This window comes from Pseudomonas sp. DNDY-54, from assembly GCF_019880365.1.
GTDB classification, from domain to species: Bacteria; Pseudomonadota; Gammaproteobacteria; order Pseudomonadales; family Pseudomonadaceae; genus Stutzerimonas; species Stutzerimonas stutzeri_P.
This window is the reverse complement of record NZ_CP082271.1, coordinates 2,302,754-2,324,247: the sequence shown is the minus strand read 5'-3', so window position 1 is coordinate 2,324,247 and position 21,494 is coordinate 2,302,754. Positions and strand designations below refer to the sequence as shown.

Annotated in this window: 16 protein-coding genes; 10 read left to right on the top strand and 6 right to left on the bottom strand. The window is 61.2% G+C overall.

Going from position 1 to position 21,494, the window contains the following annotated elements:
* A complete protein-coding gene (gene mmsB, locus K4O48_RS10750; RefSeq protein WP_222908223.1) occupies window positions 1-891 on the bottom strand; it encodes a 3-hydroxyisobutyrate dehydrogenase in 891 nt (296 codons plus the stop codon).
* A gap of 65 nt (window positions 892-956) precedes the next feature.
* Window positions 957-2,468 (bottom strand): CoA-acylating methylmalonate-semialdehyde dehydrogenase, encoded by a 1,512-nt coding sequence (locus tag K4O48_RS10745; protein WP_222908222.1) that lies wholly within the window; start codon window positions 2,466-2,468, stop codon window positions 957-959.
* A 279-nt stretch (window positions 2,469-2,747) separates the two neighbouring features.
* On the opposite strand from K4O48_RS10745, the gene K4O48_RS10740 reads away from it, so the two are divergent.
* On the top strand, window positions 2,748-3,143 hold the full coding sequence (locus tag K4O48_RS10740; RefSeq protein WP_222908221.1) for a response regulator: 396 nt from the start codon (window positions 2,748-2,750) through the stop codon (window positions 3,141-3,143).
* Window positions 3,144-3,202: 59 nt separating this feature from the next.
* Here K4O48_RS10740 and K4O48_RS10735 read toward each other — a convergent pair whose 3' ends face one another.
* Window positions 3,203-3,922 carry a hypothetical protein gene (locus K4O48_RS10735; RefSeq protein ID WP_222908220.1) on the bottom strand — a complete coding sequence of 240 codons (720 nt, stop codon included), beginning with the start codon at window positions 3,920-3,922 and terminating at the stop codon, window positions 3,203-3,205.
* A 120-nt stretch (window positions 3,923-4,042) separates the two neighbouring features.
* Window positions 4,043-4,297 carry a hypothetical protein gene (locus K4O48_RS10730; protein ID WP_222908219.1) on the bottom strand — a complete coding sequence of 85 codons (255 nt, stop codon included), beginning with the start codon at window positions 4,295-4,297 and terminating at the stop codon, window positions 4,043-4,045.
* Between the two features lie 342 nt (window positions 4,298-4,639).
* On the opposite strand from K4O48_RS10730, the gene K4O48_RS10725 reads away from it, so the two are divergent.
* Window positions 4,640-5,404 (top strand): SDR family NAD(P)-dependent oxidoreductase, encoded by a 765-nt coding sequence (locus K4O48_RS10725; protein ID WP_222908218.1) that lies wholly within the window; start codon window positions 4,640-4,642, stop codon window positions 5,402-5,404.
* Between the two features lie 292 nt (window positions 5,405-5,696).
* Here K4O48_RS10725 and K4O48_RS10720 read toward each other — a convergent pair whose 3' ends face one another.
* Together K4O48_RS10720 and K4O48_RS10715 are read right to left on the bottom strand one after the other, a co-directional pair.
* Window positions 5,697-5,969 carry an HU family DNA-binding protein gene (locus K4O48_RS10720; RefSeq protein WP_222908217.1) on the bottom strand — a complete coding sequence of 91 codons (273 nt, stop codon included), beginning with the start codon at window positions 5,967-5,969 and terminating at the stop codon, window positions 5,697-5,699.
* Window positions 5,970-6,343: 374 nt separating this feature from the next.
* Window positions 6,344-6,772, bottom strand: coding sequence for a DUF2141 domain-containing protein (locus tag K4O48_RS10715; protein WP_222908216.1), 429 nt, complete (start codon window positions 6,770-6,772; stop codon window positions 6,344-6,346).
* 246 nt (window positions 6,773-7,018) lie between these two features.
* On the opposite strand from K4O48_RS10715, the gene K4O48_RS10710 reads away from it, so the two are divergent.
* From K4O48_RS10710 to K4O48_RS10675, 8 genes are all read left to right on the top strand, one after another.
* A complete protein-coding gene (locus K4O48_RS10710) occupies window positions 7,019-7,495 on the top strand; it encodes a GreA/GreB family elongation factor (protein ID WP_222908215.1) in 477 nt (158 codons plus the stop codon).
* A 391-nt stretch (window positions 7,496-7,886) separates the two neighbouring features.
* Complete coding sequence (locus K4O48_RS10705) at window positions 7,887-9,059, top strand: isochorismate synthase MenF (protein ID WP_222908214.1); 1,173 nt, start codon at window positions 7,887-7,889, stop codon at window positions 9,057-9,059.
* Window positions 9,056-10,681, top strand: coding sequence for a (2,3-dihydroxybenzoyl)adenylate synthase (locus K4O48_RS10700; protein WP_222908213.1), 1,626 nt, complete (start codon window positions 9,056-9,058; stop codon window positions 10,679-10,681). Before K4O48_RS10705 ends, K4O48_RS10700 begins: the two co-directional genes overlap by 4 nt.
* 12 nt (window positions 10,682-10,693) lie before the next feature.
* Window positions 10,694-11,566, top strand: a complete 873-nt coding sequence (locus tag K4O48_RS10695) for an isochorismatase family protein (protein ID WP_222908212.1) — start codon at window positions 10,694-10,696, stop codon at window positions 11,564-11,566.
* Complete coding sequence (locus tag K4O48_RS10690; RefSeq protein ID WP_222908211.1) at window positions 11,563-14,658, top strand: non-ribosomal peptide synthetase; 3,096 nt, start codon at window positions 11,563-11,565, stop codon at window positions 14,656-14,658. The genes K4O48_RS10695 and K4O48_RS10690 overlap by 4 nt, the downstream gene beginning before the upstream one ends.
* Window positions 14,659-14,668: 10 nt before the next feature.
* Window positions 14,669-15,427 carry a 2,3-dihydro-2,3-dihydroxybenzoate dehydrogenase gene (dhbA, locus tag K4O48_RS10685; RefSeq protein ID WP_409518898.1) on the top strand — a complete coding sequence of 253 codons (759 nt, stop codon included), beginning with the start codon at window positions 14,669-14,671 and terminating at the stop codon, window positions 15,425-15,427.
* 19 nt (window positions 15,428-15,446) lie between these two features.
* Entirely contained in the window at window positions 15,447-20,009 is a 4,563-nt protein-coding gene (locus K4O48_RS10680; protein WP_222908210.1) for a non-ribosomal peptide synthetase, read from the top strand.
* Window positions 20,006-21,451 carry an amino acid adenylation domain-containing protein gene (locus K4O48_RS10675; RefSeq protein WP_222908209.1) on the top strand — a complete coding sequence of 482 codons (1,446 nt, stop codon included), beginning with the start codon at window positions 20,006-20,008 and terminating at the stop codon, window positions 21,449-21,451. The genes K4O48_RS10680 and K4O48_RS10675 overlap by 4 nt, the downstream gene beginning before the upstream one ends.
* Window positions 21,452-21,494: the final 43 nt, after the last annotated feature.

Sequence of the window (21,494 nt, the reverse complement as noted above, 5' to 3'; positions counted from 1 at the left end):
TTAGTCCTCTTGGCGGTAGAGTTTGATGATCGCGGAGAAGTCCAGCCCACCGTGGCCCTGCATGCTGAAGGCCTGGTACAGCTGCTGCGCGAGACCGCCGAGGATAACCGGCTGACGCACCTGTTTGGCCGCTTCGCTGGCCAGTCCGAGATCCTTGAGCATCAGGTCGGTGCCAAACCCGCCGCTGTAGCCGCGCGAGGCCGGGCCGTTCTCCAGTACGCCAGGGAAGGGGTTGTTGATCTCCGATGCCCAGCATCTACCACTGGATGAGTTGATGATGCCGGCCAGCACCTTGGCGTCCATTCCCAGCGCGACGCCGAGGGACATGGCTTCGGCGACGCCAATCATCGAGATGCCCAGCAGCATGTTGTTGGCGACCTTGGCCACCTGACCATTGCCGGTGTCGCCGCAGTGAACGATGTTTTTGCCCATCGTCGCCAGGATTGGCTGCGCCTTCTGGAAGTCCGCCTCGCTGCCGCCGACCATGAAGGTCAGGGTACCAGCGGCCGCGCCAACAGTGCCGCCGGACACCGGCGCGTCGAGCATCGGGTTGCCATTCTTCGCAGCGGCCGCTGCGACTTCCCGTGCCGACATCGGGTCGATGGTGGAGGAGTCTATAAGCAGTACGCCGGACGGGACGTGCGCGAGCAGCCCGTCCTCACCGAGGTAGACCTGCTTCACGTGGGCTGCTGCAGGCAGCATGGTGATGATTGCTTCGACGCCCGACTGGGCGACGGCCGCCGGCGATGTGGCCTCTTTGGCGCCGGTTTCGACAAGACCTGACAGTGCCGCAGCGGAGAGGTCGAAGACAGTGACTTGATGGCCGGCTTTGAGCAGGTTGCGCGCCATGGGCCCACCCATGTTGCCGAGACCTAGAAATCCAATATGCATGGCCGTTTCCTTCTTGTTATTGGCGGCTGATTCGACGCCCTGCCGCAGGCAGGGCGCCGGAGCGGTCACTTGAGGTTGATGGTGGTGTTCACCGGGCCGCCGACTTCGTTCTCGTCGAACCAGCGCTGGGTGACGGTCTTGGTCTGAGTGTAGAACTGCACAACCTGCTTGCCATACGGGCCGAGGTCACCGAGTTTCGAGGCGCGCGAACCCGTAAAGGAGAACATCGGCACCGGTACCGGAATGGGTACGTTGATGCCTACCTGGCCGATGTCGATTTCTTCCTGGAAATGGCGGGCTGCCGCGCCGGAACGGGTGAAGAGGGCGGTGCCGTTGCCGTTGGGGTTGGCGTTGATCAGTTCGATGGCTTCATCGAGCGTGTCGGCGTGCATCACGCAGAGCACCGGCCCGAAGATCTCTTCGCGGTAGATGCTCATTTCAGTTTTCACCCCGGCGAAAATCGTCGGCCCGACGAAGTTGCCCTTGTCGTAGCCGGCGACCTGCGGATTGCGGCCATCGAGGACCAACTCGGCGCCCTCCGACACGCCGCGCTCGATGAGCGAGCTGATGCGATCCAGAGCGGCGCAGGACACCACCGGGCCGACATCGGTGCCGTTTTCAGCGCCGGCGTTGACTTTCAGTGTCTTGGCTTTGGCGATCAGATCCGGCAGCCAGTTGTTTGCTTCGCCCACGAGGATCAGCACCGACAACGCCATGCAGCGCTGACCGGCCGCGCCGAACGCAGCGCCCGTGAGGTTGTTGAGGGTCTGCTCCTTGTGGGCGTCGGGCAGGATGATGCCGTGGTTCTTCGCGCCCATCATGCACTGCACACGCTTGCCGGCCTGGCTGGCGCGGTTGTAGACGTGCGTACCGACCTTGGTCGAGCCGACGAAGGAGACAGCCTTGATGTCCGGGTGGTCGCAGATCAGGTTCACCGCGTCGGCGCCGCCATGAATGACGTTGAGGACGCCTGGTGGAACGCCGGCTTCCATGGCCAATTCCGCCAGGCGCATGGTTACCATCGGGTCCTGCTCGGATGGCTTCAGTACGAAGGTATTACCTGTGGCGATGGCCATGGGAAACATCCACAGCGGGATCATCGCCGGGAAGTTGAACGGGGTGATGCCTGCGCAGACACCCAGCGGCTGCAGCAGGGTGTAGGTGTCGACGCCGGTGGCGACATTGTTGGCCAGCTCGCCCAGTTGCAGGTTGCCGATACCGGCGGCGTGCTCAACCACTTCGAGCCCGCGGAACACATCGCCCTCGGCGTCCGGCAGGGTCTTGCCCTGCTCGGCGGTAAGAATGGCGGCGAGCTCCTTCATGTTTTCGCGGATCAGCTGCTGGTACTTGAGGAAGATCCGCGAGCGCGCGCCAATAGGCGTCTTGCGCCAGGTCTTGAAGGCTTCCTTGGCGCTGGCCACAGCGGCATTCATTTCTGCCTCGGTGGCGAAGGGCACTCGCGCCAGCACCTCCTGCGTGGCTGGGTTGACGATGTCGCGCCATTCGCTGGTGGACGACTCGACCAGCTCACCGCCGATCAGGAGTTTGACTGTTGGAATGGCACTTGACTGGGTCATGGCGGGTCCTAGCATTGTTGTTATTGAATTAACAAATCGTTGGAGCTGTCCTGATCCTAGAGTGCAAATTTCTCTACATCAATGCGGCTCGTTGCATAGCACATCTGCATAAATGCACATTGAAAAAGGTTTCGCTCAATGCGTCAGCGCGTGCGTGCGGTGCATCGACGGCGCGCCGGCTCGCTTCACTGGGGGAATGCGGAGCGTGTCGAGAGCAGCCCTGCATTTCGGCGGTTCATTGCCAACGGTGACGTAACTTATTAAGGAGGTGACGTTGAGATGATCACCAGCAACTCAAACGTCGCAGCGGGAAGGCGTCTCGAGAACATGCGGGTACTGGTCGTCGAAGACGAGGCGCTGGTCGGTATGTTGCTTGACGATATGCTGCAGGACATTGGCTGCGAGTCCGTCCAGTTGGCGTCACGTTTCGACGAGGCCATGCGTGCGGCCGAACAGGACGAATTCGGGCTGGCAGTTCTGGACGTTAATCTTGACGGGGTCAGCAGCCTGCCGATCGCGGATCGCCTAATAGAACTCGGTATCCCGCTGATTTTCGCGACGGGGTACGGCAAGAGCGGTTTGGATTCGCGTTACGCCAATATCCCGACCTTGCAGAAGCCTTTCTTTTTCGCTGATCTCGAACGGGTGGTGCAACAAGCGCTGACGGCCAGCTAGCCGCATGTCGCCAGACATACAGCAAGCCCCGTCGAGCCTGCAGTATGAGGCGATTGCCTTTATGGGCCTTGGGTCACGAAGGCAGAGTTACCGGTGCCGTTCTGCATGATCACCGCGTCGTATTGCGACACGCTATCCAAGCCACCGGTTTGGACCAGCGAAGCGTAGTTCTCGGTGCTGGTCTGCTCGATGACGCCGTTGCTGTAATAGCCCTCTTGAACCACATCGATCTCGTTGGACGTGCCGTTCTGATCGATGGCAACGCTATTGCCATCAAAGTCCTGGCGGATGTCGACGCGGTTGTAATCGCCAGTGGAGCGGCCCTCGACGGACGAATCGCGTCCCCCTTGCTCAGCGGTTAGCTCGTTGCCCACGCCGTCTTGGGTAAAGGCAAAGTAACCGTCCCCCACGAACGCCGTCACATTTGCAACGTTGTCGGGGCCGATCTGCTCGAGCTCAACCGAGCCTGAGCTGTAGCGGACGGCAGATGGCTGCTCGACCGTGGCCTGGTTATTGGTGCCGGTCTGGCTAATCGACGCGCTGGCACCGTACGGGAAGCCATCCTGTGTGAGCGTCAGGCGATTGCCGGAACCGGTTTGATCGGTCTCGGCGAATGCGCCGCCTGACTGCTCGACATACGCCGTGTTGCCATCACCGCTCTGGATGCCTGTGTACTGATTACCTACGCCTTCCTGAAACAACTCGGTGACGTTGTCCTGCCCGTCCTGGCTGATCGACGCAACGCTGGCATCGCCGTCCAGCTGCTCCAGATAGACCATGTTGCGGACACCGACCTGGGAAATGTTTGCCGAGTGACCTACCTCTGCGGAGGACTGTCCGATGGTCGCGACGTTGTATTCCCCGTCCTGGCTGATAGCAATGTCTCCGTTCGCACCGGTCTAATCAGCGGTGGAGATGTTGCCAATGCCGACTTGGTCACTGGTAGCCGTGAGGCCAGACCCGTTTTGATCGGTATAGACGACGTTACCGGTGCCGTCCTGAACCTGGCTGATCGTACCGCCATCGCCTTGCTGTTTCGCATCGGCGTAATTATCGGAGCCTGTCTGATCTTGGATGGATTCACTGGCCGCGAATGACGGTGTGGCAATTAGCAGTGAAATAGTCGCCGCCAGTATTGTTTTTGTTGTGCGCATTTCAGAGTCCCTTGGGTGAAGGAGACTGAGTTCTATCCGTCGCGTTTGGTCCGTGGTATCCACCTGATGGGCGAACCGGAGCGAACGGGGGATTAACTCTCGTCGCGGCAGTCCGTCGGTAATGAAACTCGGGGCTTTGGCGTTCTAAATGGCGCTTTTTGCCATAAATCTTTTGGCGATAACCTAGGCGACAGAAACATGTAGGCAGGAATACCCCTAGGTCCGGGCAATGGTCGACGTTGCGTACGAAATAAACCGCTCGAATTTTTTCGACCAGGGTCGGACCATAGCGGGTAACGCTAACGAAGCGCTTAGCGGCGCTGCTCACCAGAAGAGGAAAGCATGAACAGTAATGTCGTATTCATTACCGGCGCTACGTCCGGGTTCGGGCGTGCCACCGCGCGTCGATTTGCCCACGCTGGCTGGTCACTTGTACTGACCGGTCGCCGCTCGGAGCGTCTGGATGAGCTCAAAGCAGAGCTGAGCGTGAAAGTGCCGGTTCATGTCGCGACGCTTGATGTACGCAAGAACGAAGCCGTAAAAGACGTGGTCGCCACCCTGCCGGAGGGCTTCCGCTCCATCACCTGCCTGGTCAATAACGCTGGTCTGGCCCTGGCCCCCGAGCCCGCTCAGAAGACCGACCTGAACGACTGGCACACGATGATCGATACGAACATCACCGGCTTGGTCAACGTGACGCATGCGTTGCTACCCACGCTGATTGAAACGGGTAAGGGCGCCAGCATCGTTAATATCGGTTCGGTCGCTGGTCAATGGCCGTATCCGGGCAGCCACGTGTATGGCGCCAGCAAGGCGTTCGTTCAGCAATTCAGCTACAACCTGCGCTGCGATCTGATTGCGACGGGTGTGCGCGTCACCGATATTGCCCCGGGTATGGCCGAGACGGAGTTCACGCTGGTTCGGACCAAGGGCAATCAAGCGGCTTCCGACGCGCTCTATAGCACCACCACGCCGCTAACGGCTGAAGATATCGCTGAACAGATTTTCTACGTCGCGACGTTGCCGGCGCATATCAACATCAACCGGCTGGAGATTATGCCGTCGCGTCAGGCGTGGGCCGGTTTTGCGGTTGACCGGGACAAGTGAGCCCGCAGGGCTAATCGAGTCGGCGTGACTGCGTCTGGCCCCGTTGGGCTAGGGTCAGCCCGCCATTCCATGTATTGGCAAAACAAGCAGTGTGCGGATGGCGCGACCCGGTCGCATGGTCCTGTTGCCAGCGGTGACCATTCTGGCTAGTGCGGCAGGCGGGACTGTCCACGGTCGCTAAGTGCGATATCGAGCGACAACCGTGGAGCGAGGGCGAGAGCGAAAGGAGAGGGAAACTGAACAGGCGCTGCGTCCGCGAGGGACGTCAGCGGCCGGTATCGGATGCAGGTGTTTAGTTCACCGCATCTTTCAGCGACTTGCCTGGCTTGAAGCCTGGCAGCTTAGCCGCGGAGATTTTGATCGTCGCACCCGTCTGCGGGTTGCGGCCGTCACGCGCGGCACGCTCTTTGACTGCAAAGGTGCCGAAGCCGACCAGCGTTACGCTGTCGCCCTTCTGCAGGGTGTTGGTTACGCTTTCAGTGAACGCATCCAATACACGGATAGCTGTGCTCTTCGGTACGTCGGCAGAGGCTGCGATCGCTTCAATCAACTCGGCTTTATTCACGGGTGTGGCTCCAGATTGGAATGGGTGGTCAGTATAAGCAGCGTCTCGCTCCGTCGCGTGCGGCAAATCTCCTGTTTCTGAAAAATTTCCGCTCGGACAGACAAATCGCGTGTTTAGCTGATCCAGACGCTTCTGTCTGGACAGCACGATTTCGGAATCGGTTCATTGGTCGTGGCTGCGGTAGCGTTGTCGCGGGACCCGCATAGGCTCCACACGGTGCTGGGTAGCGGACGCCGGGCATGTCGTCTGGATGGCACCAGCCCTCGCTAGCCATTTGAATTACCAGCGCTTAGTCATTCGATGCCGCTTTCGCCGGCAGCACAATGAAGAACATGATGACCGTTCGCGCTATCAAGGCTGGCTCGCCTACAACTTTAGTAGCGGATGTCGATGTCGACGTTGCTTGGCTGATCCGTTGACACCTCGAACTGGCTGTCTTCAAACGTAGGTGGCCCCATGATCTTGGGGTTGTTCGACAGCCCGTAACCCTCGGTTGGGAACATCCCGAAGCGGCGGTCCAACTCACCGTTACCGTTCTCGTCGTGGTAGGCCATGATTGCGTACTGGCCGGCCGGGACCTCGTTGAAAACTATCGTCATTGTTCCTGTCTTGGCATTCGCCTCAGCCGTTGCAAACGCCATATCGGCCTTGCGAAATGACTTGGGCTCGGAAAAAAGCGCGACTCGAACGGTCCCATTATCGTGTTCCACACCGTTAAGCCGGACAGTCATCGGCAGGCCATCAGCAATGGCGGCCTGACTGACCGCCATTGCCGCTAGGGTTAGCGCTAGGCGCAGTGTCATCGAATCGCTCCTTAATCTTCGTTGGGTTGAGGCGCGGCATGTTCTGACCGGTGTCGGTACACCGAGTCAAGTCTTGCGATAGTGCCGTGCGCCGGGAAGGCCGGCCAGTAGAACTATAAAAATCAGGTCCACCCCGCTTGTGTCTCCGCGTTTGCTTGCGTTGGGTCGATAAGCCAGAGCCGAACTTTTTGGTGCTCGGAACGTACCGATGCCATGCTAGGCGTCCCGCCACCTCGTTGAGCCCGCATGAACAAGCATCGCCTTCAACAAACGATCATCGACAAATTGCAGGCAGATCTGGTTGTTGCCAAGGACGCGCTACAGGCGTCTCACGAGGCCGCGACGCACGCCGAGAGTAAAGCCGAGAACAAATACGACACGCGCGGCTTGGAGGCCGCCTACCTGGCTGACGGCCAGCGGCGACGGGTACATGAAATTGAAGTGGCCCTGAGCAGCTACCGCAACCTGCCAGTGCTCTCGCACGTCGACCAGGCAATCACGATGGGTGCACTGGTGGCATTGAAGCTTGCAGGGAAGCAACGCTGGGTTTTCCTGGGGCCGGACGCAGCAGGGTTACGGGTCGTTGTCGATGACACGAATGTGCTGGTTATTTCGCCAAACGCCCCGTTGGGGCAGGCACTGCTCGGTCGCTGCGAAGGTGATGAGGTCGAGGTGCTCGTTGAAGGCCGTCCTCAGCACTACGAGTTGATCACGGTCTGCTAGTGGTGGCTCCGTCAGGCTCGTCCTACTGGCACTCTTAGATAAAAAATCTGTTCAGCGTCATAGAGTTAGCCAACCAACCTAATAAAATATTTAGGTGTTTCTTCGGCTTGATGCTGTAGAGCCGTAATTCTTATAAGTAACGTTAGTAACGTGAGCTAACGTATTGAAATATTGCATGATTAACATCGATATCTTATCGAGCCATTAGTCCCAGCCGACCACCAGAATTCTTACTGTTCTTGATCTCCCCGACGGCGCTAGCTTGGGATGCATTGCGCCAATGAAACGCCGTTCGGCATTTCATACAGAAACAATTTGACGCATTCGATCGCGCTATCTATCGTTCCGCAGCAAATGACAAGCAATCTCATTTGCATTTACGGAGGTGGTGGTGAACGCATTGACTCGCGTTGCCTGCAACGGAACGGCGCTGGGATACAAATTCCCACCGTCGTATCGATTCTATTCACGAGCAGGCGGCATCGAAGCCAGTGGGTGTTTCAAGGCGATTGATACGCCTGCGGAGGGCGCTGGACCGGGCCTGGATAGCAATGTGCAGCGGTCCTTTGCCGAGGCCCAGTCAGCCGGGCTACGCAACCCGGTGCTGGTCGGCGTCATCCCGTTTGACAAGCGTCAACCCTCCAGTCTTTTCATTCCACGACACGTCAGCCATCTTCCGCCCGTGCCGCCACCCATAGCCATCTGCGGGTTCGGCTGCGGCAGTGCGCGTGTGTGCAAAGAGCACCCCGACCAGGCGGGTTTCCAGCAGGCGGTCAACTGCGCACTTGCCGAGCTGCGTAGCGGTCGTTTGGATAAGGCGGTGCTGTCCCGGCTGTTGCAGCTTGAGTTTGACGAGCAGCCATGTGCGTCAACGATTTTTCAGGGGCTGCGGCAGCAGAATCCGCAGGCGTATCACTTCTTTGCAGACCTGCCGGACGGCGGCGTGTTGATTGGTGCCAGCCCTGAGTTGCTACTGCGCAAGAGCGGGACGCGAATCGAAACCAACCCGTTGGCCGGCTCGGCCAGGCGCTACGCCGAGCCAGACGCTGACAAACAGGCGGCACAATCTCTGCTGGCCTCTGGTAAAGACCAGCACGAACACCGCTTAGTGATTCGTGACATTGAGCGGCAACTGCGGCCGCTGTGTCGCGAGCTGTTCATACCTGACTCACCGTCATTGGTGAATACGGCCAAGCTGTGGCACTTGTCGACGCGGATTGAAGGCGAACTGGCAGAGCCTGTCTCCGCCTTGAATCTGGCCTGCCAGCTGCACCCGACTCCAGCCCTGTGCGGCTTTCCCACTGCGGCCGCCAAACAACTGATTGCCGAGCTGGAGCCCTTTGATCGTGGTGTATTCGGCGGCATCGTCGGATGGTGCGATGCCGCTGGAAACGGCGAATGGGCGGTAGTGATCCGCTGCGGAGTGATCGACCAGCACAAGGTTCGGCTGTTTGCCGGGGCCGGGTTGGTATCGGCCTCTTGTCCGGAATCGGAATGGCGCGAGACCGGTACCAAGCTCGGGACCATGCTTGCAGCGTTCGGTCTGGATCGGGAGGCGATATGAGTCGGGTTCCGTTCACACCCTGGCCGGAAGCATTCGCCGAACATTATCGGCGCGCTGGATATTGGCGCGGCGAGCCTCTGAGCCAGATGCTTGTCGACCAGGCAAGCAGCCAACCGGACGCCATAGCCGTGGTGAGTGGCGCCCAGGCGATCAGTTATGTCGAGCTGGACATGGCCTCTACACACTTGGCTCGACGGCTGGCTAACCGGGGGCTGGGGCAGGGTGATCGCGCGTTGGTGCAGCTGGGCAATCAGGCCGAACTCTATATCGTGTTCTTCGCGTTGATGAAGGCTGGTATCGCGCCGGTCAATGCACTGTTCAGTCACAACCGCCTCGAGCTGGTGGCCTATGCCGCTCAGATTCGCCCGCGTCTGTTGATCGCCAGCCGTAGTCACGCGTTATTTGCTGACGATGCATTCGTCGAAGAGTTGGCCGACCTCATTCCGGAGCTCGATACCGTCGTGCTGCATGAGGATCCCCAGCCGGAGTTGCGGCTGCAGAGCTGGTTAGAGCCGGTCGAAGCAGGGCGTCCATTCAGCCCGACGCCGGCCGGTGAGGTGGCATTCTTCCAGCTTTCCGGCGGCAGCACCGGCACGCCCAAGCTGATTCCGCGGACCCATGATGATTACCTCTACAGCGTTCGGCGTAGCGTCGAGATCTGCCAGTTCGATCGCCACACTCGTTACCTCTGCGCGCTTCCCGCTGCGCACAACTTCCCGCTGAGTTCGCCCGGTGCGCTGGGCGTGTTCCTTGCCGGTGGCCGGGTGGTGCTCAGCCCTGATCCAGGTCCCGCCAGCTGCTTCCCGCTGATTGCGCAGCAGCAGGTCAACGTGACAGCGCTTGTCCCTTCCGCGCTGTCGTTGTGGCTGCAGGCGGCACCGGCCCATCGGGACGAAATCACTACGCTTGAGTTGATACAGGTCGGCGGCGCCAAACTGCCGGAAACGCAGGCCAGGCGCGTGCCTTCTTTGCTGGGCTGCCGGCTGCAGCAGGTGTTTGGCATGGCCGAAGGTCTGGTCAATTACACCCGCCTGGAGGATGACGACGCGCGGGTTTACCTCACCCAGGGCCGGCCGATGAGCCCGGATGATGAGCTCAAGGTCGTCGACCGAGCCGGCAATCCGGTTCAAGACGGGGAGGTTGGTGCGCTGACGACCCGTGGGCCCTACACCATCCGTGGTTATTTCCAGAGCCCCGAACACAACGCCAGCGCCTTCGACGCCGAGGGCTTCTATCGCTCCGGTGACCTGGTGCGGCTGCGTGAGGACGGCTACCTCGTCGTCGTCGGTCGTATCAAGGACCAGATCAACCGTGGCGGGGAAAAGATCGCCGCCGAAGAGGTGGAAAACCTCCTCATGGCGCACCCGGCCGTGACACAGGCTGCGCTGGTTTCGATCCCCGACGAGGCGATGGGCGAGAAGAGTTGCGCCTATATCGTCAGTCCCGATCTCAGTCTCAAGGGCATCGCTCTGCGCAGGTTCCTTCGCGGGCTCGGACTTGCTGACTACAAGCTGCCCGATCGCTTCGAGAAACTCGACTCCCTCCCGATGACCGCCGTGGGCAAGGTGGACAAGAACCGCCTGCGCCGCCGTGCCGCTGAAAAACTGACAGTGACCGAATAAGGATCCGTTTCAATGGCTATTCCCACTCTCACGCCGTACCCGTTGCCTCGCGAATGGCGCGAAAACAAGGTTCAGTGGACGCTGGATCCCGGTCGCGCTGTGCTGCTCATTCACGACATGCAAGCGTACTTCTGCGATTTCTGGGGCGCGGAGAGCCCCTTCGTTGCCGAGCTGGTCTCGCGTCTGGCGCAGGTTCGCCAACGCTGCAAGACATTGGGGATTCCCGTCATCTACACCGCGCAGCCGGGGCAACAAACCGACGCGGATCGTGCGTTGCTTACCGACATGTGGGGGCCAGGCATCACCCAGCATCCCGATCGGCAAGCCATCACTGCCGGACTCGAGCCGGCTGACGACGACACCGTACTGGTGAAGTGGCGCTATAGCGCGTTTCAGCGTTCACCGCTTGAGCCCATGATGGGCGAGCTCGGGCGTGATCAGCTGATCATCGGCGGCATTTACGGACACATTGGCTGCCTGATGACCGCATGCGACGCCTTCATGCGCGATATCCAGCCCTTCATGCTTGCCGATGGCATCGCTGACTTCAGTCAGGCCGAGCATCAAATGGCCCTCGATTACGTGGCGACTCGGTGTGGGCGAGTGGTGACCTGTCGTGAAGTCGTCTCGCTCGGCTCCGCTGCGCAATCACTGCCCACCCGCGACGGCCTCAAGGCGCGATTGCTGACGCTGCTCGACGAGATGGACGAGCCCTTCGATCCGGATGAGAACCTGCTCGACTACGGCCTCGACTCCATTCAGATGATGACGCTGCTCAGTGAGTGGCGGGAACAAGGCCTTGAGCTCAATTTCACTGATCTGGCCAAAACTCCGACGCTTAACGGGTGGTGGGCGCTCATCGCCGAACAGGGAGGTACACGATGAGGCCGCTTGGCATCGCCCAGCAAGGGCTCTGGTTCGGCTACTTGCTGAACGAGGACCGTGCCATGTTCAACACGGCCGAATGCATCGCCTTCGACGGCAAAGTTCAGGCAGCGACGCTGATCGACGCGGTTCAGCGGGCGGTCCGCGAGTGCGACGCACTGTCCGGGCTGTTCGTAGCTGACGAAGACGCGGTGTATTTCAACCCATGTAAGCTGCCGCTGGAGGTGCGCCAGCTGGAGATTCCGCAGGGTGTCGAGGCTGAAAGCTGGGTGCGCGACTGGGCCATGCGCGACATTCGGGAGCCGATGGACCTGGAAAATGACCTGCCGTGCCGTTTCGTGTTGCTGCAAGGTGAGGCGGGTGACTTCCTGTACAGCTGCATCCACCACATCGCCCTGGACGGTTATGGCACCAACCTGCTGTATCAGCGCATCGCCGAGCTTTATGGGGCTGCGCTTTTTGGCGAATCGACACCGCCAAACGGTTTCGGCTGCTATGAGGACGTCCTGACCGAAGACGCCGCGCGGCATGCAGATGGCCGTACAGCAGCGGCGCGCGGTTACTGGCTGGAAGCCCTGTCACGCATGCCCGAGCCGGTCAGCTTCAGCGACCGTAGCGCGCCGATTTCAGCCACCTTCATTCGTCACGGCGCAGCATTCCCGGCACCCCTCTGGCATGCGCTGCAGAACACCGCCGAGGCCCACGGGATCGGTTGGCCCGATCTGCTGCTCGCCGGTGTTTCGGCTCAGTTGCGTCAGGTCAGTGGCGCCCGGACACAGGTACTGGGGCTGATGGTGATGAACCGCATCGGTTCAGCATCGTTCAACGTGCCCTGCATGCAGATGAACATTGCTCCGCTGTGCCTGGATCTCCCGGATGACGCGGACCTCATAGCCTGCGCCAAAACCATCGGCAAATTACGGCGTAGCAGCCGCAAGCATCAGCATTACCGTTACGAGTCGCTGCGTCGTGATCTTGGCCGTGTCGGCGGTGAGCAACGACTGTTCGGCCCGCTGATCAACATCATGCCGTTCGACCGGCCGCTGGCGTACGGCAATTGCCCGGCGCGCACGCTGAACCTCAGCGCCGGACCAGTGGAAGACCTGACCCTCGAAGTGCAGATCGGTACCGACGGCGTGCCGGTGCTGGACTATGACGCCAATCCATCCTGCTACAGCCTTGATCAGGTCCGCAGCCTGCAGGAAGAGCTGTTCGATCTGCTCGAATGCTGGCTGGCCGATCCCCAGCAACCGCGAGATGTATTGCTCGATGAGCTCTACGCGGTTCGACGTGCGTGGCAGGTGATCAAGGCGCCGGGCGTCACAGCCCAGCCGCAGGCGGCTAGCGTGCTGGAGGCGATTCGTCAGCAGGCACAGGCCCAGCCGGAGCGCATCGCGCTGGTTCAGCATGAGCAGGCACTGACCTACGCCGAGCTGCAGGCGCGTGCCGAAATGGTGGCCGCCGCGCTGGCTGAACAGGGCGTCCAACCGGGGCAGCGGATCGGTGTGATGTTGAGTCGAGCGCCACAGGCCATTCTTGCGCAGCTGGGCGTGTTGCTTGCCGGGGCGGTGTATGTGCCGCTCGATCCGGAGCAGCCTGCCGATCGGCAGCGGCTTATCTGCGAGACCGCAGAGCTGGCGCTCGTCATCACCGAGGCGGCTTATCGTCACCGATTGGCTGAAATTCATGCTGGCCCGATCCAGTTGATCGGCCTGCTGACTTCAGCCAATCGCCTTTACAGCCCGTGCGGGACGGACGATGCCTGCTATCTGATGTTTACCTCGGGCTCGACGGGCACACCCAAAGGTGTCGAAGTGAGCCACCGCGCGCTCTCGCATTTCAGCCAGGCCGCCCGGCAGCGTTACGGCATTGACGCTACCGACCGGGTGCTGCAATTCGCCCCGTTCAACTTCGACGCCAGCATCGAGGAAGTCTTCGTCAGCTTGTCCGCCGGCGCGACACTGGTACTGCGGACCGACGCGCTGCTGCAATCGATGACGGCTTTCGTCGATGGGCTTGAGCAACTGGCCGTCACGGTGGTCGATCTGCCTACGGCGTTCTGGAACGAGTGGGTCGTGGCGCTACGCGGCGGCCAGGTGCGGATCCCCGCAATCCTTGCAACGGTGATCATTGGTGGTGAGGCCGTTTACCCCGAGCAACTGCTCGCCTGGCAGCGCGTCGCGCCTAGGGGCATCCGACTGATCAATACCTACGGTCCGACAGAAACCACCGTCGTGGCCTGCACCAGCGAGCTGCAAGACTTCGATCCGCACGACGGGCAATTGCCAATCGGCCGCCCTCTGGCAGGTGTCGAGGCACTGGTGCTCGAACGCGGTAATCGTCCGGCGCGCGAAGGTGAGTTGGTGCTCTTGGGCGCCCAGCTTGCGAACGGTTATCTGAACAGTGATTCGCCGGCGTTCGCCCATCTGCGTATTGGCGACGAGACGGAGCGTGTTTACCGGACTGGTGACCGGGTTCGGCTGGTCGATGGCCAGCTGGTTTATCTCGGTCGCGTGGATCACGAGTTCAAGATCAGCGGCTACCGCATACAGCCTGGCGAGGTGGAGTCGGGACTGCTTGCGCTGCCCGGTATTGATGAGGCATGCGTGCTCGGCCTTGAGCTTGAAGCCGGCGTGCGGCGACTGGTTGCGTTCATTGCCGGGCCTCGTGAAGACATTCGGGCGATCAAACGTGAGTTGGCCGACGTGTTGCCCGCCGCGATGGTGCCCACCGATTACCGTCATTTCTCCGCATTGCCCCGTACCGCAAGCAACAAGATCGACCGCAAGCGGTTACAGCAGAGCTACCTGCAAGGCGCTACCGAACATGTGCTGAACGACGAAACACAGCGGCGAGTGAGCGCTATCTGGCAGCAGATTCTTGGCGTCGGTGCCATCGCGCCGGACGATAACTTCTTCGAACTCGGCGGGCAGTCGTTGCAGACCATCCAGATCGTGAACCGGCTGGGCGCTGAATTCGGTACCGCTGTGAAAGTCTCGGACGTATTCGATCACCCGCGGCTCGCGGACTTCTGCAGTTTTCTCGACGCCCGCATGGGGCAGCGAGAAGAGCAGGTTGAACTGGTTTGGTGAGGGCGGGCAGATGAACGATCAGATGAGTTTCACCGGGCAGTGCGTTTGGGTTACCGGCGCCGGGCAGGGGATTGGCCGTGCAGTTGCTGAGGGGTTTGCGCGGCTGGGTGCGCAGGTCACCGGCTTCGACCGCGCCTTCCCGGAGCAGAATTACGGATTCACCGCCTATGTGCTCGATGTCGGTGATGCCGAGGCGGTCAAACACACCTGCGGCGAGCTACTCGAAGTGCAACAGCGCGTCGATGTGTTCGCCAGTGTCGCTGGCATCCTGCGACTGGGGACGATCGAGGCGCTGAGTGCGGCCGATTGGGACGACTCCTTGCGGGTCAACGCATCCGGCCCGTTTTATTTCCTGCGCGAGCTTATTCCACATTTCAAGGCGCAGAGCAGCGGGGCGGTGGTCGCCGTCAGCAGCAACGCGACCCACGTCCCGCGCATGCAGATGGCCGCCTACAGCGCTTCGAAAGCTGCACTTTCGAGCCTGATCCGCACCGCCGGCCTCGAACTGGCCGAGCACGGCGTGCGCTGCAATCTGGTCTCGCCGGGTTCCACCGATACCGCGATGCAGCGAGACATGTGGCAAACCGAGGACGCTCGTGAACGGACCATCGCCGGCTTTCCTGAGCAGTACAAGCTAGGCATCCCGCTGCGCAAGATCGCCACACCGGAAGAGGTCGCCCGTGCGGTGCTGTTTCTGGCATCGGACCTGGCAAGCCATATCACCCTGCAGGACATCGTCGTCGATGGTGGCGCCACCCTGGCGGCTTGAGCTTTCCGAGAGGTAGCAAATGCACAACAACATAATCGGCCTGCTGAAGCATTTCGCTCAGCAGGGGGTGCAGCTTGCGCTCAACGATCAGCAACAGCTGGTCTCGCAGGCCCGCAAGGACGCCATCACCCCGGCGCTCGGACAGCAGATTCGCGATAACCGCGACGCCATCATTGAGTGCCTGCGGTCGCAGCAGGCGTTCGATGCACCCATCACCGCGCAGCACGGCAGCGCCGGACCGCTGTCCTCGTCGCAGAGCGGGCTCTGGTTCATCGAGCAGTACGAGCAAGGCTCACACCTGTACAACATGCCGGTGTTCTTCCGCCTGACTGGCGAACTGGACGTGGATGCGCTGACGTTCGCATTCGATGCGCTGGTCGCCCGTCATGCCAGCCTGCGCACGCGGTTCCAGCGTAGCGCTGAGGGCCGGGGGGAACAGGAGATCCTGGCCCACACCGAGTTCCATCTTGCGCGCGAGAACCTGAGTTACCTGGAGCCTCAGGCGCGCGAAGAGCGAGTAGCGCAGCGGGTGCGCGAGGAAATTCTGCAGCCGTTCGATATCACCAGCGGGGTGCTGACCCGGGTCACGCTGCTGGAGCTGGGCGAACGCGAGCACGTGCTGATGATCAACCAGCACCACATCATCTCGGATGGCTGGTCGGTTAAGAACATGTTCGCCGACCTGAAGGTCGCGTATCTCGCCTATCAGAATCGTCAGCAGCCAAGCTGGGAAGAACCGCGACTGAGCTATATCGACTACGCGCACTGGTTCAATTCACCGCTGTTTCGCGACTACCACGAACAGTTCAAGGCGTTCTGGGTTGAGCGGCTGGCGGGAATTCCCGATGTACACAGCCTGCCACTCGATAAGCCGCGCCCGGCACAGCCGGCGAGTGGCGGTGAGGTCGTGTTCTCGACCATCGACGACAACCTCTGGGCACGCTTCAAAGCGCTATGCCAGCAACACAGCACGTCACCCTTCATAGGCCTGCACGCGGTGTTCGCGTTGCTATTGGCGCGCCACTCCGGGGAACGCGACATCGTGATTGGCACGCCGCTGGCGTATCGGGAGCGTCCTGAAGTCGAGCCGCTGGTAGGGTTTTTCGTCAACACGCTGGTGTTGCGCACGCAACTGCCCGAGCGACAGCGCTTCGTCGACTACCTGATTCAGTGCCGAACTGAAGACCTTCAGGCATTCGATCATCAGCTGTATCGCTTCGAAGCTTTGAGCGAGGCCCTTGGCATGGATCGCCACACCGCGATCAACCCGATCTTCCAGATCATGCTGGTCTACCAGGCGCGCGTGGACTTCAACGACCTGATCCCCGGTTGCAATGCGGTGGAAGAGACGTCCCCCGTGCTGCCAGCCAAGACGGATATCTCGGTCAAGGTCACCGAGCTGGTCGACTCGGTGCGGGTTGATTGGCTTTACGCTACGGCCCTGTTCGACCGCAGCAGCGTCGAAGGCTATGCGAGTCGTCTGCTGAATCTGCTGCAGGCGGTGGTGGAGACGCCGGGGCAGGATATCTGGCAGCTTCCGATGCACGATCAGGCGCTGGTGAAGCAGACCGCCGAGAAGCTGAGCGCGCTGCCCGTTGCCTATCCTGATGGGCTCACTGCGCTTTCGCTGTTTAATGACATAGTCCGGTCCCATGCGAACAGACCCGCGCTGCGCCAGGGCAGCGGCTGGATCAGTTACGGAGAATTGGACGCCCGGGCGAACCGGCTGGCCAACTGGCTGCAAGTGCAGGGCTGCGCCGATGGTGACCTCGTCGGCGTGCTTGCCCGGCGTGAGAATGCATTCGTTACCGCCTTGCTGGCGTGCTGGAAAGTCGGCGCCGCGTACGTTCCGCTGGACCCGGATTATCCGCAGCAGCGTATTGTGCACATCATGCGCGACGCCGAGCTGCGGCTGATCATCGGCCAAGGTGAGGCACCCTTTGCGTTGGATTCGGGCCAACGTTGGGTCGATCTCGGCAGCCATGAAGTACAGACACAGCTGGACGTCCAATCCCTCATCACGCCGCCGTTGCGGCAAGAGCCCCAGCGACTCGCCCAGGTGATTTACACCTCCGGTTCGACCGGCACGCCGAAGGGCGTCATGGTGGAGCACGGGTCGCTGGTCAATCTGCTGCGCGATCATGGCCGACGACTTATGGTTGAGCCTGGCGACCGCATGCTCGATTGCATGTCCCTGTCATTCGATGCCGGCAACATGTGCGCCCTGGTGCCGCTGGTCCATGGCGCCTGCCTGATCTGGGCAGACCCGGGTGAGGGGCTGCTGGACGAAATCGAACGAACTCAGACCACCCATATGATCTTCGCCACGGCGCTGCTGGCGACCTTGCCCGAGCGGCGATTGCCAGCCATGAAAGCCGTGGGCTTCGGCGGTGAGGCCTGTCCACCGGCCCTTGCACACCGCTGGGCGCGGCAGTTCCGCCTGATCGATATGTACGGGCCCACCGAAGTCACCGTGACGGCGCTGACCAAGACGCTCGTGGTGGGTGCACGCCTGACAATCGGTGAACCCATCGACGGTCTGCAAGCGGTGGTTCTCGATCGCCATGGCGCGCTGTGTCCAGCCGGTGTTCCCGGCGAACTCTGTCTGGCCGGGTTGGGGCTTGCCCGAGGCTATCTCAACCAGCCGGAGCGCACCTCGGACGTGTTTCGTGAGCATCGTATCGCCGGTGTCACAGTCCGTCTTTATCACACCGGTGATCGTGCTCGGCAGCTCGCCAATGGTGAATACGAGTATCTGGGACGCCTGGATGCGCAGATCAAACTGCGCGGCTATCGCATCGAGCCGGGCGAAATCGAAGCCCAACTGCACGCCAGCTACCCAGGCCTGCAGGAGATAAAGGTCATCGTTGCGAGCCAGGAAACGCGCCCGGCGCTGGTGGCCTATGCGACCGTGACCCTGGGTACAACGGCCCCTCAGCCGGACGACATATTGCAGCAGGTATCGCGGCGACTGCCTGAATACATGGTGCCGCAACGGTTGGTCCTACTCGACAAGATGCCGCTGACCGCCAACGGCAAGCTCGATGTGAGGCTGCTGCCTGCGGTTCGACTGGCTTCGGATGAGTCGCTTGTGCCTCCGACCGGAGCGCTGGAAAGCGAGGTGCTGCGCATCTGGCAGGACGTCCTGCAGCAGCCGCTTGGTGTTGAAAGTGATTTTTTCCGTTTGGGAGGCGATTCCATCCTGAGCATTCAGCTGGCGACGCGGCTTCGGGACGCCGGCTACCCCTGCAGCGTAAAGGAAGTCTTCGAGGCGAAAACGGTTCGGCGATTGTGTCGGGTACTCGAAATGCCGCGAGCCGCCGAGACGATCCGCGCCGAGCACGGCCTGCTGACAGGCGAGTTCCCGTTGCAACCGATCCAGCAGTGGTTTTACGAACAGCCATTCGCTCAGCCTCAGCACTGGAATCAGGGTGTGGTGCTGCATTTGCCAGAGGCCACAACGACGCCGCAGCTGATGGATTACATGCGGCAGCTCCTGGCACATCACGACGCGTTGCGCCTGATCGTCATCCCGTCCGGCCAGTGTTACCAAGCCTTCCTGCCACTGGCCGAGCCTGCGCGGCTGGACGCAGCCGAACTCGGGCCTTCGGGCGTGCAGCAAGCGTTGACCGAGCTGCAGGCGCACATGGACCCGGCCAGTGCGCGAACGCTGGCGTGGGCAGTAATCGAGAACTTGCCGAGCGGCGAGCGAGGCCTGTTCCTGGCGCTCCATCATCTGGTGGTCGATGCGGTGTCCTGGCGCATCCTGGTTGAGGACATGCAGCGTCTTGCCCGGGGCGAAACCTTGCCGGACAAGAGCAGCAGCTACAGACAGTGGGGTGAGGGTCTTGCCGCTTATGCCAAACGCGCTGAAGCGCAGCTGCCATATTGGCGTGAGCAGGTGGGTGAGATGGATATCCGGTGCCCTGCCGACTGGTCCTCGAACGAGCGAGCCGAACCGCAATTGCTGGAGCTTGACGAGGCCACCACTCGGCAACTGACACAGGTTGCTATCGTGCGACTGCAAAGCGATGTACGTGAAATCCTGCTGGCGGCGCTGACGCGGTCCCTGAGCGACCTGGGCCTCGGCGAACAGCAGTGGATCATGCTCGAAGGTCATGGTCGCGAGCACATCGAAGCTGGACTGGACGTCGGCCGTACGGTGGGTTGGTTCACCAGCATGTTTCCGGTCAGGGTGTGCAACCAGGCCGACTGGACGGCGCTGCTACGGCACGCCGCTGACCAGCTGTGCCAGGTCCCCGACAAGGGCGTGGGTTATCTCCCACTGCGCAACAACCCGGTCCATCGCGATTCGCTGCCATTACCACCTGTGGCGCTGAACTACCTCGGCGTCTACGGCAGTGGAGCAGGGCATTGGCAGCCCTTGCCAATGCCTGCAGGCAACCCGAGCGGTAAGGGCAACCTGTCCGCGGAGCTGATCAGTCTGCACGGCGGTGTGTTCGACGGGCTGCTGACCCTGCGCCAGATCGGCAGACTGCGTGCGGATATGAGTGCGCAGCTGCTGACGTCGCTGAAGATGAATCTTCAACGCTTGGCGGCCTTGAATGAGGACGCACCATGACCTCACTCAATTCTCGATTCGCCGGTGTTTTTGCCCGTCACCCCGACCAGCCGGCATTGGGATGTATGGGTGTCAGTTTCAGCTATGCCGAACTGCAGGCGCGGGTGGCGGCCATCGTGCTGCAGCTGCGTGGCAAAGGGCTGATTGCGGGTGATCGCGTCGGTTTGCATCTGAGTCGGGGGCCCGATCTGATCGCCGCGTTGCTGGCTTGCGTGCATGAAGGTCTGTGCTTCGTGCCACTCGAACCGGACTTTCCGCTCGACCGGCTGCAAGGCATCGCTGACGACGCGCAGGTGCATTGGGTGATTCAGGATGAGCAGGCTTTGCGGTCGCTTTCGCCGTCGCTGCTCTTGAAACCGGGTATCGCGGACATGCCCGCTTCGCCAGTGCTGAGTGATGAATTGCCGGCTTACATGATGTTCACCTCCGGCTCCACAGGCAGACCCAAGGGCGTGGTCGTCGGCCGCGCCGCCCTTGCCAATTTTCTCGATGCGGCGACGCGAAGAATCGGAGTCGGGCCGCATACGCGTTGGCTGTTCACCACGACCCCGGCTTTCGATATTTCCCTGCTGGAAATGCTGGGGCCGCTCTGGGCGGGCGGCTATGTCGAGGTGGTCTGTGCTCCTGCTCACAAGGACCCGGTGGCACTGCTGCAGTTACTCGACAGCCGACCGGATCTCAATACGCTGCAAGCAACCCCTGCGTTCTGGCGGATGCTGCTCAAAGCAGGATGGCAGGGCCGCGCCGGCCTGATCGCGTTGTGCGGTGGAGAAGCCCTGGACACGACACTCGCGACCCGGCTCGGCGCATCGGTTGGCCAACTCTGGAACTGCTACGGACCCACGGAGGCGACCATCTGGTCAATGATGGCGCCGGTCGACTTGTCGGCTGAGCAAGGCGTACGCCTCAGGCACTCACTTGATGGGTATCGGCACTGGGTGGTGGATGAGGACGGTGATGATGTCGGATCCGGCGGCAAGGGTGAATTGTGTATCGAAGGTATTTCACTGGCCCAAGGCTACTGGCAACGCAGCGAGTTGAGCGATCAGGCTTTCATTAGCTGGCGGGGGCGGCGTCTGTATCGCACCGGTGACCGGGTACGCCGAACCGGTGACGACGAGTTCCTGTACCTCGGACGCCTGGACGACCAGATCAAGCTGCGTGGCTTCCGAATCGAGCTGGGGGAGATCGAAGCGAACCTAAGGCAGATAGACGGGGTCCAGGATGCGGCGGTGCGCTTGCTCGGCGCAGGCGATGATGCCTGTCTGGTGGGCTATGTGGAGGCAGGATGCCAGGGCGCCCCCAGTCGGGTTCAGATTCGGCGAGCGCTTCATCTGACCCTGCCGCACTACATGATTCCGAGCCGCATTGTGATGCTCGACGCGTTACCCAAAACCCCCAGTGGAAAGATCGATCGCAAGCGCCTGCCCGAGCCGGTCTGAGCAATGAGGAGGCGAGCCCGTGCTGAGCACAGCAACGGGCTCG

Excerpts from the sequence above, each read along its gene's own strand:
- K4O48_RS10695 (WP_222908212.1), top strand. The coding sequence starts at position 10,694 with ATGGCTATTCCCACTCTCACGCCGTACCCGTTGCCTCGCGAATGGCGC.
- K4O48_RS10675 (WP_222908209.1), top strand. The coding sequence starts at position 20,006 with ATGACCTCACTCAATTCTCGATTCGCCGGTGTTTTTGCCCGTCACCCC.
- K4O48_RS10710 (WP_222908215.1), top strand. The coding sequence starts at position 7,019 with ATGAACAAGCATCGCCTTCAACAAACGATCATCGACAAATTGCAGGCA.
- K4O48_RS10745 (WP_222908222.1), bottom strand. The coding sequence starts at position 2,468 with ATGACCCAGTCAAGTGCCATTCCAACAGTCAAACTCCTGATCGGCGGT.
- mmsB (WP_222908223.1), bottom strand. The coding sequence starts at position 891 with ATGCATATTGGATTTCTAGGTCTCGGCAACATGGGTGGGCCCATGGCG.
- K4O48_RS10680 (WP_222908210.1), top strand. The coding sequence starts at position 15,447 with ATGCACAACAACATAATCGGCCTGCTGAAGCATTTCGCTCAGCAGGGG.
- dhbA (WP_409518898.1), top strand. The coding sequence starts at position 14,669 with ATGAACGATCAGATGAGTTTCACCGGGCAGTGCGTTTGGGTTACCGGC.
- K4O48_RS10700 (WP_222908213.1), top strand. The coding sequence starts at position 9,056 with ATGAGTCGGGTTCCGTTCACACCCTGGCCGGAAGCATTCGCCGAACAT.
- K4O48_RS10715 (WP_222908216.1), bottom strand. The coding sequence starts at position 6,772 with ATGACACTGCGCCTAGCGCTAACCCTAGCGGCAATGGCGGTCAGTCAG.
- K4O48_RS10725 (WP_222908218.1), top strand. The coding sequence starts at position 4,640 with ATGAACAGTAATGTCGTATTCATTACCGGCGCTACGTCCGGGTTCGGG.
- K4O48_RS10735 (WP_222908220.1), bottom strand. The coding sequence starts at position 3,922 with ATGGTCTATCTGGAGCAGCTGGACGGCGATGCCAGCGTTGCGTCGATC.
- K4O48_RS10730 (WP_222908219.1), bottom strand. The coding sequence starts at position 4,297 with ATGCGCACAACAAAAACAATACTGGCGGCGACTATTTCACTGCTAATT.
- K4O48_RS10740 (WP_222908221.1), top strand. The coding sequence starts at position 2,748 with ATGATCACCAGCAACTCAAACGTCGCAGCGGGAAGGCGTCTCGAGAAC.
- K4O48_RS10690 (WP_222908211.1), top strand. The coding sequence starts at position 11,563 with ATGAGGCCGCTTGGCATCGCCCAGCAAGGGCTCTGGTTCGGCTACTTG.